Source organism: Prosthecobacter fluviatilis, from assembly GCF_042655725.1.
Taxonomy (GTDB): domain Bacteria; phylum Verrucomicrobiota; class Verrucomicrobiia; order Verrucomicrobiales; family Verrucomicrobiaceae; genus Prosthecobacter; species Prosthecobacter fluviatilis.
Window position 1 is genome coordinate 357,292 of sequence record NZ_JBHSMQ010000003.1, and the last position, 12,836, is coordinate 370,127.

13 protein-coding genes are annotated in these 12,836 nt (G+C 61.0%); 7 read left to right on the forward strand and 6 right to left on the reverse strand.

Translation table 11 applies throughout. The annotated features are described in order from the left end of the window. Positions 1–6: 6 nt before the first annotated feature. The 3 genes from ACFQDI_RS10150 to ACFQDI_RS10160 all read right to left on the reverse strand — a co-directional run bounded on the left by ACFQDI_RS10150 (position 7) and on the right by ACFQDI_RS10160 (position 1,996). Positions 7–471: an EVE domain-containing protein gene (locus ACFQDI_RS10150; protein ID WP_377166085.1), complete on the reverse strand. Its 465-nt coding sequence runs from the start codon at positions 469–471 to the stop codon at positions 7–9. 187 nt (positions 472–658) lie between these two features. Continuing rightward, complete coding sequence (locus tag ACFQDI_RS10155; RefSeq protein WP_377166087.1) at positions 659–1,771, reverse strand: D-TA family PLP-dependent enzyme; 1,113 nt, start codon at positions 1,769–1,771, stop codon at positions 659–661. A 78-nt stretch (positions 1,772–1,849) separates the two neighbouring features. Continuing rightward, entirely contained in the window at positions 1,850–1,996 is a 147-nt protein-coding gene (locus tag ACFQDI_RS10160) for a hypothetical protein (protein WP_377166089.1), read from the reverse strand. Between the two features lie 125 nt (positions 1,997–2,121). Here ACFQDI_RS10160 and ACFQDI_RS10165 point away from each other — a divergent pair, with 125 nt between their 5' ends. The 5 genes from ACFQDI_RS10165 (at position 2,122) to ACFQDI_RS10185 (ending at position 7,079) form a co-directional block, all read left to right on the forward strand. Continuing rightward, positions 2,122–3,270, forward strand: coding sequence for a lactonase family protein (locus ACFQDI_RS10165; protein ID WP_377166091.1), 1,149 nt, complete (start codon positions 2,122–2,124; stop codon positions 3,268–3,270). A gap of 42 nt (positions 3,271–3,312) precedes the next feature. Then, complete coding sequence (tal, locus tag ACFQDI_RS10170) at positions 3,313–4,251, forward strand: transaldolase (RefSeq protein ID WP_377166093.1); 939 nt, start codon at positions 3,313–3,315, stop codon at positions 4,249–4,251. A gap of 97 nt (positions 4,252–4,348) precedes the next feature. Further along, positions 4,349–5,107 carry an imidazole glycerol phosphate synthase subunit HisF gene (gene hisF, locus ACFQDI_RS10175; RefSeq protein ID WP_377166095.1) on the forward strand — a complete coding sequence of 253 codons (759 nt, stop codon included), beginning with the start codon at positions 4,349–4,351 and terminating at the stop codon, positions 5,105–5,107. A gap of 335 nt (positions 5,108–5,442) precedes the next feature. After that, positions 5,443–6,345, forward strand: a complete 903-nt coding sequence (locus tag ACFQDI_RS10180; RefSeq protein WP_377166097.1) for a hydroxypyruvate isomerase family protein — start codon at positions 5,443–5,445, stop codon at positions 6,343–6,345. A 62-nt stretch (positions 6,346–6,407) separates the two neighbouring features. Then, complete coding sequence (locus ACFQDI_RS10185) at positions 6,408–7,079, forward strand: DUF6348 family protein (RefSeq protein WP_377166099.1); 672 nt, start codon at positions 6,408–6,410, stop codon at positions 7,077–7,079. An 85-nt stretch (positions 7,080–7,164) separates the two neighbouring features. Here ACFQDI_RS10185 and ACFQDI_RS10190 read toward each other — a convergent pair whose 3' ends face one another. Then, positions 7,165–7,548: a hypothetical protein gene (locus ACFQDI_RS10190; RefSeq protein ID WP_377166101.1), complete on the reverse strand. Its 384-nt coding sequence runs from the start codon at positions 7,546–7,548 to the stop codon at positions 7,165–7,167. A 183-nt stretch (positions 7,549–7,731) separates the two neighbouring features. On the opposite strand from ACFQDI_RS10190, the gene ACFQDI_RS10195 reads away from it, so the two are divergent. Next, positions 7,732–8,736 (forward strand): phosphotransferase enzyme family protein, encoded by a 1,005-nt coding sequence (locus ACFQDI_RS10195; RefSeq protein ID WP_377166103.1) that lies wholly within the window; start codon positions 7,732–7,734, stop codon positions 8,734–8,736. 15 nt (positions 8,737–8,751) lie between these two features. Here ACFQDI_RS10195 and ACFQDI_RS10200 read toward each other — a convergent pair whose 3' ends face one another. Together ACFQDI_RS10200 and ACFQDI_RS10205 are read right to left on the reverse strand one after the other, a co-directional pair. Continuing rightward, complete coding sequence (locus ACFQDI_RS10200) at positions 8,752–9,429, reverse strand: L,D-transpeptidase family protein (protein WP_377166105.1); 678 nt, start codon at positions 9,427–9,429, stop codon at positions 8,752–8,754. A 78-nt stretch (positions 9,430–9,507) separates the two neighbouring features. Next, a complete protein-coding gene (locus tag ACFQDI_RS10205; RefSeq protein ID WP_377166107.1) occupies positions 9,508–11,361 on the reverse strand; it encodes an ABC-F family ATP-binding cassette domain-containing protein in 1,854 nt (617 codons plus the stop codon). Positions 11,362–11,486: 125 nt separating this feature from the next. Between ACFQDI_RS10205 and ACFQDI_RS10210 the strand changes: the two genes are divergently transcribed. Further along, a complete protein-coding gene (locus ACFQDI_RS10210) occupies positions 11,487–12,833 on the forward strand; it encodes an NADase-type glycan-binding domain-containing protein (RefSeq protein WP_377166109.1) in 1,347 nt (448 codons plus the stop codon). Positions 12,834–12,836: the final 3 nt, after the last annotated feature.

Genomic DNA, 12,836 nt, shown 5'->3' on the forward strand with positions numbered 1-12,836 from the left:
CTCGCATCAAAGGCCGCCCAGTTTGCAGATGCGGTCCCAGTGTTTTGTTTCGACCGGGGTGATGGAGAGGCGGTTTCCGCGGCGGAGGATGAGCATGTCGGCGAGCTTGGGGTCGGCGCGGAGCATGTCGAGGGTGACGAAGGTTTTGAAGTCGGTCTCCCATTTGACATCGACCATGAGCCAGCGGGGTTCCTCGTGCTTGCTGCCTTTGTCGAAGTATTCGGAGGAGGGGTCAAATTGCGTGGGGTCCGGGTAGGCTTCCTTGACGATCTTCACGATGCCGGCGATGCCGGGGACGTCGCAGCTGGAGTGGTAGAAGAAGCCGAGGTCTCCGAGGGCCATGTCGTCGCGCATCATGTTGCGCACTTGGTAGTTGCGGACACCGTTCCAGGGCTCGGTCTTCTTGGGACGCTGCTTCAGGTGGTCGAAGGAGAAGACGTCGGGTTCGGATTTGAGGAGCCAGTGGTGCATGGGGAGGTCGTGCGTCCCTAAGGGGTATGTTTGATGGGACTGGTTTTATCTTGTTAAGCGTCTGGGGCTAGGCGGAATGTTCCTTGTTCCACAGGAACAAGGCTACTTTGTTTGGCTCGGACGACTACACAAAACCGAATCCCCGATTCCCTTTATGGGATGAGCGAGGATTCGAAATGCATTCTTACTACACGGTGATGAGGCGATTGCGGGCGGTGATGGGCCAGCGTTCGGTGGTTTTGCAGCCGTCGATGATGTAGGCCTCTCCGTGCATGGAGACGGTGGGGCAGACGTGGCGGGGGATGCCATGGAGGGCCTGGCCGATGGTGAACTCGTGGGCGCGCTCGGTCTCGAGGACGAGGTGCTCCTCGCTCTGCATGATGGCGACGGCGTCTGGCAGTTCCTCAAAGCGGACGCGGGGGTGGGGGTTTTCCGGGGCGACGGATTTGTGGCCGAGGTCGAGGGTGATGCGGTTTTTGCCGGGCTTGCTGATGACGCGGGTGAGGAGCACGGCGGCGGGCTGGAAGGGGAGGTCGGCGGGGTATTTGTCGCCATAACCAAAGTCCCAGAGGACGGTGGTGCCGGGGCTGAGGGTGCGGTCCGGATAGGTGGCGTGGATGCCGAAGGTGGGGGAGCCGCCGGCGACGAGTTCTTTGACGATGATGCCCTCTCCCTGAAGACGGCAGCGGAACTGGAGGACGGAGGCGAAGGCGGCATCGCAGCGCTCGCGGCGCACATCGAGGCTGTCATCGTGGATGTGGCCGTCGTAGGCGTGGAGGCCGCAGAACTGGAGGCGGGGGGTGTCTTTGAGGACGTGGGCGAGGAGAGCGGCCTCATCGCCAGGGACGATGCCGGTGCGACCCATGCCGCAGTCGAGCTCGAGATAGACACCGAGGGTGACATTGTGCTGCTGGGCGGCGGAGGCGAGGAAGGCGATGGTCTCCTCGGCATCGGCGATGCTGGAGAACTGGGTTTCCGGGAACTTGGCGGCGAGGTCGGCGAGGCGGTGGGCATTGATGCCGACGCAGGGCATGGCGACGAGGACGTCCGTGGCGCCGACGGCGGCGCACATCTCGGCCTCGGCAATGGTGGAAGCCTTGAACCGGGTGATGCCGAGGCGGATCTGCATGGCAATGACCTCGGCAGTCTTGTGGGTCTTCACATGAGGCCGAAGGCGCTTGGGATCTCCCGCAATCTGGAGCATGAGGGCCAGATTGTACTCGATGCGGCTGCGGTAGAAGAGCAGCGAGGGAGATGGGATGTCAGCTTCGTTTTCGACGTGGAACCAGGCGGGTTGCATGGGATGCAACGTGGCGAGCACAACGGGCGCGGTCAAATGCGCGCAACAAATGGATTTTGGAGACCGACAGGCACCCGGTTAGGTGTTCTTCGGGATCCAGTCGCCTTCGCGGTAGTCGAGCGGCTTCTCTTTGTCCATGTCGTGCTCCAGCTTGATGGGCTGGAATCCGCTGCAGCCAGCGAGCATTGAAAAAAGGGCGGCAAGAAGAAACAGGGAAGGTTTCATGCCGGAATGATGCGCGGCCCCCGGAAAGGAGCAAGCTAACAAATCGGGGGGATGAAAAGGCTTCATGCAGGGGGCTCAGTGAGGGCTTGACCGGGGAGCCACACGCCGTCAGCATCGGGTCAGCCATGACCCGATCCTCCATCGCCTTTGCCTTTGCCGCCCTGACCACCACCGCGATCGCGGGGGAAAACTTCCTCGTGTACTTCGGCACGAGCACGACGGCCAAAAACGGCAGCAAGGGGATCTATGTGGCGAGGTTTAACACGGCGACGGGAGAGCTGACGCAGCCGCAGCTGGCGGCGGAGGCTGGGAACCCGGGCTTTCTGGCGATCCATCCGACGAAGAAATATCTGTACGCCTGCGGTGACGTGGTGAAGGCGGATGGCAAGAAAGGCGGGGGGCTGAGCTCCTTTGGCATCCACAAGGACACAGGCAAGCTGACGCTGATCAACCAGTCTGCCACGTCCGGGGTGGGCCCCTGCCATGTGAGCGTGGACAAGACCGGGAGTGTGGCCACGATTTCCAATTACGGCAGCGGGAGCATCGGCTCGTACGCGATCCAGGCGGATGGCTCGCTCTCGCCTGAAGCGAGCTTTTTCCAGCACGAGGGCAGTGGCGCGGACCCGAAGCGCCAGGCGGGACCGCATGCGCACTCGGTGAACTTCAGCCCGGATAACCGCTATGCCTACGCCTGCGATCTGGGCCTGGACAAGGTGCTGATCTACAAGGTGGACACGGCCAGCGGCAAGCTGACGCCGAATGAGCCGCCCTTTGCCAAGACGCCCGCCGGCGGCGGCCCGCGCCATCTGGCCTTTCACCCGAGCGGCAAGTATGTGTATGTGAACAACGAAATGGCGATGACGGAGACCGTCTTTGCCTACGACGCGGCCACAGGCGGGCTGACAGAGATCGAAACCGTCTCGACGCTGCCGGAGGCAGACCGCGGCATGAAGGGCCTGAGCACGGCGGAGACGGTGGTGCACCCGAACGGCCGCGTGGTGTATGTGAGCAACCGCACGCATGACACGGTCGCCGTGTTTGCCTGCGACCCGGCCACCGGAAAGCTGACGCTGCTACAGAATGTGCCCGTGGAGGGCAAGATCCCCCGCAACATCTGCCTGGACCCGACGGGCAAGTGGCTGGTGGCCGCGCATCAGGACAGTGCCACGGCGGCCCTTTTCAAGGTGGACCAGGACAGCGGCAAGCTGACCTTTACCGGCACCAAAGTGGATGTGCCCGGCAGCATCTGCGTGCGTTTCCTGGCGCTTGATTAACCTGCCACAGCCCTTACTCTCACCCCCCCAAAAAACCAGACTATGACCCAGCTCGACCAGCTCAAGCAGCACACCGTGGTGGTCGCCGACACCGGCGACTTCGAAGCCATGAAGGCCTACAAGCCCCAGGACGCCACCACCAATCCCTCCCTCATCCTCCAGGCTTCGCAGAAGGCTGAGTACAAGTCGCTGTTCGACAAGGCTGTGGCTGATGGCAAGTCCGGCGGCGTGGACGCCGTGATGGACAATCTCGTGGTGGCCTTTGGCCTGGAGATCCTCAAAATCGTCCCCGGCCGTGTGTCCACCGAAGTGGATGCCCGCCTGTCCTTTGACACGCAGGCGAACATCGACAAGGCGCGCCACCTGATCGGCATGTACGAGAAGGCCGGCATCAGCCGCGAGCGCATTCTGATCAAGATCGCCTCCACTTGGGAAGGCATCAAGGCGGCGGAAGTGCTGCAGAAGGAAGGCATCAACTGCAACCTGACGCTGCTTTTCAGCCTGGCCCAGGCCGTGGCCTGTGCGGAAGGCGGCATCAAGCTGATCTCCCCCTTTGTGGGCCGCATCCTGGACTGGTACAAGAAGAGCACCGGCAAGGATTTCGTGGGCGCTGAAGATCCGGGCGTGCAGTCGGTGACGCAGATCTACAACTACTACAAGCACTTTGGCTACAAGACCGAGGTGATGGGCGCCAGCTTCCGCAACAAGGGCGAGATCACCGAGCTGACCGGCTGCGACCTGCTGACGATCAGCCCCGGCCTGCTGGGCGAACTGGCAGCCAGCGAAGACGTCATCACGCCGAAGCTGAACGCCGCGAACGCGAAGTCCCTGAAGATCGAGAAGATCGGCAGTGACGAGAAGACCTTCCGCTGGCTGTTCAACGAAGATGCGATGGCGACTGAGAAGACCGCCGAAGGCATCCGCAACTTTGCGAAGGACATCGTGAAGCTGGAAACGATGGTGGCGGCCGCCCTGGGCTGAGACTGAGCCGAAAAGAGCGCTACGAAGTGAAAAAATCGGAGGATTCGTCCTCTGATTTTTTCCTTTTTTGGCTTTTTCGACGTATCCCCTTTTCCCTATGCTGACCAAACGCATCATCCCCTGCCTCGACGTGAAGGAAGGCCGTGTCGTGAAAGGCACGAAGTTCCTGCAGCTGCGCGATGCCGGAGACCCCGTGGAGTGCGCCCAGGTGTACAATGCCCAAGGCGCGGACGAGCTGGTGTTTCTGGACATCACCGCTAGCCACGAGGAGCGCAAGACGATGGTGGACGTGGTGGCACGCACGGCGGCCAGCTGCTTCATGCCGCTGACCGTGGGCGGAGGCATCCGCACCGTGGCGGACATGCGCGAGATGCTGCTGGCGGGCGCTGACAAGGTGGGGATCAATACGGCAGCGGTGAAGACGCCGCACGTGATCGACGAGGCGGCGAATGCGTTTGGCTGCCAGTGCCTGGTGGTGGCGATCGATGCGAAGCGCAATGAGCGGGGATCGTGGACGGTTTACACGCACGGTGGCCGCAACGCGACGGAGCTGGATGCGGTGGAATGGGCGGCGGAGGTGTGCAAACGCGGCGCTGGTGAAATCCTGCTGACGAGCATGGACTCGGATGGCACCAAGGCTGGCTACGACATCGCGCTGACCAAGGCCGTGAGCGAGGCGGTGAGCATTCCTGTGATCGCGAGCGGTGGTGCGGGCAATCTGGACCACATGGTGGACGTGCTGCGCAATGGGAAGGCGGACGCCGTGCTGGCGGCGAGCATTTTCCACTTTGGTGAGTACACCGTGGGGGATGTGAAGAAGTACCTGGGCGGGCATGGGGTGCCGGTAAGGCTGTAATGGAGTGAAGGAAAAGGCGCGGAGCTAGACGGCTTGCGGAGTGCTGCGGACTGGAAGTCCGCGCTCCTTGGCCTGGATTTGAATCCGGTCCGAACTGGTGGATTTTGTGAGCCACAGGCTGGCGCAGTGAGGGGCTGAAAGTCTGAGCGGAGATGGTTGGCGTGCACACCTGCCAGAAGCCGCACACGGAGTGTTCGGACCACTTTGCTGCCGCCTGTGCGATGCCCCATAGAAGCTTACCCGCGAGTCATGCTGCTGCCGCGAAACTACGAGGCGAAATACGAACCCTTATTCTGTGCTTGGAATCTTGCCGGGCGCCCATGTAAGTTGTGGGCATGACTCCATCCACGCTTTCCCGTCGTCAGTTCGGAACTCTTGCCAGTGTCAGTGCCATCGCGGCGATGCTGCGGTCTGAGGTGGAGGCGGCGGACAAGGCTGCGGGTGGCGTGGGCAAGGTGAAGCACTCGGTGTGCAAGTGGTGCTACAAGCAGATCCCGCTGGAGGATTTTTGCGTGGCGGCGAAGGAGATCGGGCTGGAGTCGGTGGAGCTGCTGGATCCGGCGGATTTTGCGACGGTGAAGAAGCATGGGCTGCACTGCGCGATGGTGAGCTATCCGACGATTGAAGCGCCGGGTGGTGTGAAGCTGGGGCCGATCCCGAAGGGCTGGAACCGGGTGGAGCACCACGACCTGCTGGTGCAGGCGTATGAGCCGCTGCTGCAGACGAGCGCAGAAGCGGGATTCAAGCAGGTGATCTGCTTCAGCGGGAACCGCGATGGCCTGAACGACGAGCAGGGGCTGGAGAACTGCGCGAAGGGGCTGACACGGCTGATGCCGCTGTGCGAGAAGCTGGGCGTGACGCTGGTGATGGAGCTCCTCAACAGCAAGGTGAACCACCCGGACTACATGTGCGACCACAGCGCCTGGGGCGTGGCTTTGTGCAAGAAGATCGGCTCGCCGCACTTCAAGCTGCTCTATGACATCTACCACATGCAGATCATGGAGGGGGATGTGATCGCGACGATCCGGCGTGACCATGAGTACTTTGCGCACTATCACACCGGCGGGGTGCCGGGGCGTGCGGAGATCGACGAGACGCAGGAGCTGAACTATCCCGCGATCATCAAGGCGATCCAGGAGACGGGATACACGGGCTATCTGGGGCAGGAGTTCATCCCGAAGCGTGCGGACAAGCTGGCCTCGCTGAAGCAGGGGGTGCAGATCTGCACGGTGGCCTGAAGCATGCGGTTACCATGCGTGCAGTTCTTTCCTTTCTAAGTGCGACCGTTCTTTTCGGAACGATGCTTTGCGGCCAAGAACCGAAGCTCCAGGAGGAATGGCGCGCCCATCTGGTGGAATGGCTGAAGCAGCATGGGGAGATGCGTATCCAGGAGGATGAGCGAGGCATTGGCATTGAGGGGAACGCATGCCGGCTGCAGGCGAAGCTCTATGGTTCAAACGCCACGGCCAACGGGACCTCGGCCGAGGTGGAGTACCGCATTTCGCTGCCCACGGGCCAGGTGGTGATCGAGTACGTGGCGGGAGTGGGCAAAACGCTGGATGAGGCCAAAAAGCAGGCGATGGCCAACTTCATCCTGACGACGTTTCATCCGATTTACCGGGCGTTTATCAATCCTGAAGATCCGCATCAGAGCGTGGAGAAACTGAATCTTTTGACCGGTCCGCGAGAAGTTGTTCTGGGGAACATGCTGGTTCTGGGGAACGCGAAGCTTTCCCAAGAAGAGATGGCGGCCTCAGCAGCCGAGGTGCGGCGTCTGATTTCCTCCGCCGAGGTGCCTGCAGGAACTCATTGGATCAAGATGGTGTTTGGCCAGCAAGACGGCAAGCCGTCAGTGGCATCTGTGACCATGGACAATGCAGATCACGAAGCGCTGACAGAGGCGCTGTCGAAACTGGCCTGGCCCAAGAAGGAGGGGTTTTTCATGTCGAAGGTTTTCATCATCGTGAAGTGAGCCTGAAGACCGGGCTGTTGTGCGGCATTCGTCATCAACCCAGATGGCCACCGAATCGAGACGGTGATCACGCACACTGCCTAGCTCAATCCGATACCATCCCTGTAGGGCACTGAACTTTGCAGGACCGGCAGATGATGATTGTTTCCTCGTCGCCGCCGAACCCGGTGAACCGCGATCTGAGTTCCGTTTTCCTGCTGCATAAAGGGCATTTTACGCGCTTCACATGGAATGCCGAGAGGGCGACGAAAAAGAACCCACCCAGCCCCAGACCGGCCATGTTTCCTGAAACATTCCACTCAGAGACCGGCCACAGCCAGTGCAACAGGATGGAGAGCACCATGACCGAGATGGACAGCAGGAGGCCGCGAACGAGGAAGCGTATTTTTGCCGCGACATAGGAAAGCACGCTTCTTTCGAACTCCTCGGATCTACGAAAGGCTTGTTCATCGCCGCCCATGGTTTTCATTCACCGCCATTAAAGCCCGGATGGAAGGGACGGGCCATTGCAAAACCAGCCGATGTTTGGCAGCGGGCGATGGCTCATGGAATGAATGATTTGTTGTTTTCCCACGAGGTTTGCCGGCAGACCGGCCTGCCTTTGCGGAGCTTGACAATGAAGGGCCATCACCTAGTGCGATGATTCCGCAGCATGATCACGCACGACCATCTGGCACTGCTGGCCCGGCCCTATGGGCTGGGGCCTGACGGCCTGGAGTTTGTGCGCAGCAATCAGAACCATGTGTACCTGGGCCGGCGTGGGGACAGAAAGTGCATTCTTCGGGTCTCCACCGGGAGGCACCGAAGTGGTGAGCAGGTGCAGGCAGAGCTGGCCTGGATCGAATTTCTCGCAGCTGAGGGCGTGCGCGTGTGCAGGCCTATTCCAGCACTGAATGGGGACATCTGCGTGGCTCTGAACACCGCAGGCACAGACTGCATCGTGACGTGCTTTGAGCACGCGCCCGGGCGCAAAATCATGCAGGGGGACATCGCGCCGCCGATCTATGAAAAGCTGGGCGGAGTGCTGGCAGAGCTGCACCGCCACACGCTGCGTCTGCCCGCAGACCATGCTGCGCGGGCCCGGCCACACTGGCATGAGTCGCGGCTGCTGCGGGAGGATGTGGCGGAGCTGCGGGGGCGGCTGTCACCTGCCTTTGTGGAAAGCCTCGCGGATCTGATGGAGAAACTGCGAGAGCTGCCGGTGACTCCGGAAACCTACGGGCTCGTGCATGCCGACGCCTGCCTGGGAAACTGCTTTGTGGACGATGGCCAGCTGTGGATTTTTGATTTCGACAACTGCGAGCACGGGCACCTGACGCAGGATTTTGCGACCATCCTGTATGACTCGATCTACTGCAGGGTGCTCAACCAGTTTGCCGATGATGGGCTGAACGACCGCATCGCGCCACTCTGGGCAGCGTTGTGGAGGGGCTACGCACAGGGAGGCCCGCTGGCAGCCATGGACGCAATGCAGCTCAAGCACTTTTTCCTGCTGCGCGAAGCAGTGATCTACATTCACTACCACCGGACGCTGGACATGGCCGCAGTGGGGGATTCATTCCAGGCGGGGCTGGAGGTGATGCGGAGGAATGTGGAGGCGCAGACCCACCAGGTGGACTTTGACAGACTGGCCGCGCTGAGCTGCACCGCCATCTGAGCATGCCGCCAGCGATCAGGGCACGATCTTCACAGGCGTGCCGACGGAGGACTCGTGGTAGAAAATCTCCGCCATGCGATGTGGAAGGCGGATGCAGCCGTGGGAAGCGGGATAGCCGGGGAGATAGCCTTCGTGCATGCCTACCGCGCCGGTGATGCGCATGAAGAAGGGCATCTTGGCAGCGTCAAACAAAGCGCCGGGGGGGCGGGCATGCTTGCGGACGTCCACGTCGCGCTTCAGGACGGTGCCGTCCTTGCTGACGTACTCGCCAAAGAGGGAAGATTTGTGATCAATGTCCTTCTCAAGGACGCTGAAATTGCCGGCTCTGGTGGCCATGCCTTCCCGCCCTGACGAAATGGGCGAAGTGCCGGCGAGCTGGCCGCCCTTGTAGAAGTAAACTTTCTGCTCGCTGAGCGAGATCACCATGCGAGGGGGGCCGGCCATGTTTTCGCCATGCCACTGGCCCTGGTCCAGGACAAACGGCTGAAGGCGGGAGGACTTCCGGTCCCGGGGGGGGAGCTGCTGCTTTTTGACCACGATCTTCTGGACCCAGTAACCGCCACCGCCCGGAAGCGGGCGACGGATGAGGACCTCTCTCTGATCCGAGCAGGAGAGGAGGCTGACGGAGAGCAGGAGCAGCAGGGTGCGCACTGTACCAAGCCGCAAACCAAGTTCATGGAATGACAAGTTCACGCCGCGGGGTAAAACACAGCCCCCAAGGGCACGCAACTGTTTTCAAAGGCCGGAATGAGGGGGGTGGGCGACTTTGTGTCAGACAGGCTTCAGTTTTTCCATCTCCTCGGTGGCTTTTTCCCAGTCGGCGGTGATTTGGGCGAGCTTGGGTTCCAGCTCTTCCAGCTCCTGGCTCAGGGCGCGGAATTGGGCGGCGTCGGCGTAGGTGGCTTCATCCTGCAGGAGGCCGACGATTTCGACTTTGCGTTTGTCGAGTGTGGCGAGCTCCTGCTCGATTTTGAATATGCGGAGATCGAGCTCCTTTTTGGCCTTGCTGTAGGCGTTGCGGGCCTCGGCTTCGGCGCGGCGCTGCTGCTTGCTCTTGGGCGGCTCTTTCGCCGCAGGGGCGGCGCTGTAGCTGGTAGGCTGGGCGTTGTGGAGGGTGGCGGTGAGGGCCTCGCGGGCGGAACCGGCCTTGGACTTGTCGAGGTAGTACTGGTAGTCGCCAGCGTAGGGGGTGATGACGCCGGCACTGACGTGGAGGACGCTCCTGGCCATCTGACGGATGAAGTGCACGTCATGGCTGATGAAGACGAGGGTGCCTTCGTATTGCTCGAGCGCGCCGATGAGGGCATCGATGCTGCCCATGTCGAGATGGGTGGTGGGCTCGTCCATGAGGAGGAAGTTGGGCGGATCGAGCAGGAGGCGGACGAGGACGAGGCGGGATTTTTCACCCCCGCTGAGAACGCCGACGGGCTTGAAGACGTCGTCTCCATGGAAAAGGAAGGAGCCGAGGAGAGTGCGGCACATGTTTTCACCGGGACGGCTGGGGAGGTCCATGGCGGACTGCAGGACGGTGTGGCGCATGTTGAGCACATCACCACGATACTGGGCGAAGTAGCCGAGCTTGACGTTGTGGCCGAGCTCCCGTGTGCCGGCCTGCGGATTCAGGGCTCCGGCAAGGAGCTTCAGCAAGGTGGATTTGCCGGCGCCGTTTGGGCCGACGAGGACGGTGCGCTGGCCGCGCTCGATTTCGAGGTCGAGGCCGGTGTAAACGGGCTGCTGGCCGTAGGCGAAGTCGACCTCTTTCATGCGGATGACTCGCTGGCCGCTGCGCGGGGGCTGGGGAAAGCGGAACTTCACCGTCTTGGCATCGGCCACAGGGGCATCGATCTTCTCGATGCGATCGATCATCTTGGCCTTGTCCTGGGCGCGGGAGGCGAAGTTGGCCTTGGCCTTGAACTTGTCCACCCAGGCCTGCATTTTGGCGAGTTCGCGCTGCTGATTGTCATAGGCACCCTGGAGCTGCTCCATGCGGGCGGCTTTTTCGCGGACGTAGTCGTCGTAGTTGCCGGTGTAGCGGGTGATCTTGCTGTGGGCGATTTCGAGGATGCAGTCTGTCAGCGCATTGAGGAATTCGCGGTCATGGGAGATCATGAGGATCGCGCCCGGGTAGCTCTGGAGGTAGGTCTGGAACCAGATGAGGGATTCGAGGTCGAGGTGGTTGGTCGGCTCATCGAGCAGGAGCAGGTCGGGCTCCTGCACCAGCAGGCGGGCGAGGTGGGCGCGCATGACCCAGCCGCCGCTGAGGGTGCGGGCGTTGCGCTCAAAGTCGGACTCGCGGAAGGCGAGGCCGCTGAGGATGCGCTTGGCCTTGGGCTCGACCTCCCAACGCTGATGCTCATCGATGTGGCCGGTGGCCAGCTCCAGCACGGTGACGTCGTCAATGGGTGCGCTCTCCTGTGGCAGAAAGCCGAAGCTGATGCCGCGCTCCATCACCACCTTGCCCTCGTCCGGGACGGTGTCCTGCAGCAGGAGGGAAAAGAGGGTGGACTTGCCGGCTCCGTTCGGGCCGATGAGGCCGATTTTTTCGCCACGGTTGATGTGAAACGACACCTGGCTGAAGAGGGTACGGCCGGCGTAGGTTTTGCTGACATTGGAGACGGAGAGCATGAGGGAAGAGGGCGCGTATAGTGGCGGTGATTTGGGCGGTGTCGAGGACGCAGGCAAGACGGAGCGCGCGCAGGCAGTAAAATCCGACCTTGGAAAAGAAAACTCATGGATATTATCCGATGTCCATGACGAGGTTCTTTTTCCCCCTTCTTTTCAGTCTGCCTCTTGTTGCGTCGACAGCACTGGCCAACGGGGGAGGTTACGCAAGCAGCATCACCACAGCAGGACCGTTCCAACCCATAGGCATCGAGCAGGTGGAGATGCTTTCGGAGCGTTTGAATATCGATCTGCAGATCGAACACGCGGCCATCCGGGTGGAATACCTGCTGCACAACCCTGGGAAGAAGGTCAAGATCGAGGCGGGGTTTCCCGTTTCCGAGACGCCCCCCAACTACGTGATGCCGGGAGCACCCGCGCCTGCCGTGAATCCAAAGGCCCGGCTTGCGACCGCCCTCACCGAGCATCTGCAAGGTTTTGAGGCCACGCTCGACGGCAAGCCGCTGGAGTTTGAACTGATCCCTGACAAGCTGGAGCTCAAGAAGATTGGTCCCGCAGGAGCGGACCGGAAAGTCACCGGCTGGTACAAGGTGAAGTTCAATTTTGACGCAGGCCAGGCACGCAAGCTGGTCGTGAAGTACAAGCAGAGCTCCATCTGGAGGTTCACCTACCTCTTTTCTGCGGCAGGAATGTGGAAGGGGCCGATTCGTGACGGCATTGTCACGGTGCGTCCCATGGGACGGCCGAAGGCGGAAATCGCATTCAACCATCCGAAACGGTTCGAATGGAAAGAAGACCACTGGGAATGGGTTTTCCACGATTTCGAGCCGACTCTGGAGGACGATCTGGAAATCCAGGAGCCTTCAGGCAAAGGAATCGTTCTCTTTGACATCAATGAGTCCAGTGAAACCGACTCGATGAACGGGCTGAAGAGTGTCTATGCGGCCAAGAACGGCAAATGGGTGAATGACCGCTACCGCGCCGAGAGCTGGGCCCTGCACCACAACAGCTTTCAGGTCAGCGCGAGTTCCGAACTGCCTGATGAGAACGGCATCAGCTACAAGGCGGAAAACCTGCGACAGGAAGATGCAAAGCACGCATGGATCGAAGGTGTGGCCGGAGAGGGGCTGGGCGAGTCTCTTGTCATCACACCCGACAAACCCGCGCACATCCGGCAGCTCGGCATAGTGAACGGGTATGTCAAATCCGATGAGCTCTACGAAACCAACGGGCGGGTGTCCGCGCTGGATGTCAGCGTGAACGGAGGCAAACCGTTTCGTGTGCTGATACCTGACGAATGCCTGAACACCCGCATGTTTTACATCGACCTGCCAGCGTCCAAAGAACTGGTGAAAACGATCAAACTCACCATCGCGGGGGTGTATCCTGGGTCGAAATTTCATGACACGGCGATCAGCCGCATCGTGCTGGTGCAACCACTCGACAAAGCGCCGAAGATCCTGCCAATCCGCTGATTC

Excerpts from the sequence above, each read along its gene's own strand:
- ACFQDI_RS10150 (WP_377166085.1), bottom strand. The coding sequence starts at position 471 with ATGCACCACTGGCTCCTCAAATCCGAACCCGACGTCTTCTCCTTCGAC.
- ACFQDI_RS10155 (WP_377166087.1), bottom strand. The coding sequence starts at position 1,771 with ATGCAACCCGCCTGGTTCCACGTCGAAAACGAAGCTGACATCCCATCT.
- ACFQDI_RS10160 (WP_377166089.1), bottom strand. The coding sequence starts at position 1,996 with ATGAAACCTTCCCTGTTTCTTCTTGCCGCCCTTTTTTCAATGCTCGCT.
- ACFQDI_RS10165 (WP_377166091.1), top strand. The coding sequence starts at position 2,122 with ATGACCCGATCCTCCATCGCCTTTGCCTTTGCCGCCCTGACCACCACC.
- tal (WP_377166093.1), top strand. The coding sequence starts at position 3,313 with ATGACCCAGCTCGACCAGCTCAAGCAGCACACCGTGGTGGTCGCCGAC.
- hisF (WP_377166095.1), top strand. The coding sequence starts at position 4,349 with ATGCTGACCAAACGCATCATCCCCTGCCTCGACGTGAAGGAAGGCCGT.
- ACFQDI_RS10180 (WP_377166097.1), top strand. The coding sequence starts at position 5,443 with ATGACTCCATCCACGCTTTCCCGTCGTCAGTTCGGAACTCTTGCCAGT.
- ACFQDI_RS10185 (WP_377166099.1), top strand. The coding sequence starts at position 6,408 with ATGCTTTGCGGCCAAGAACCGAAGCTCCAGGAGGAATGGCGCGCCCAT.
- ACFQDI_RS10190 (WP_377166101.1), bottom strand. The coding sequence starts at position 7,548 with ATGAAAACCATGGGCGGCGATGAACAAGCCTTTCGTAGATCCGAGGAG.
- ACFQDI_RS10195 (WP_377166103.1), top strand. The coding sequence starts at position 7,732 with ATGATCACGCACGACCATCTGGCACTGCTGGCCCGGCCCTATGGGCTG.
- ACFQDI_RS10205 (WP_377166107.1), bottom strand. The coding sequence starts at position 11,361 with ATGCTCTCCGTCTCCAATGTCAGCAAAACCTACGCCGGCCGTACCCTC.
- ACFQDI_RS10210 (WP_377166109.1), top strand. The coding sequence starts at position 11,487 with ATGACGAGGTTCTTTTTCCCCCTTCTTTTCAGTCTGCCTCTTGTTGCG.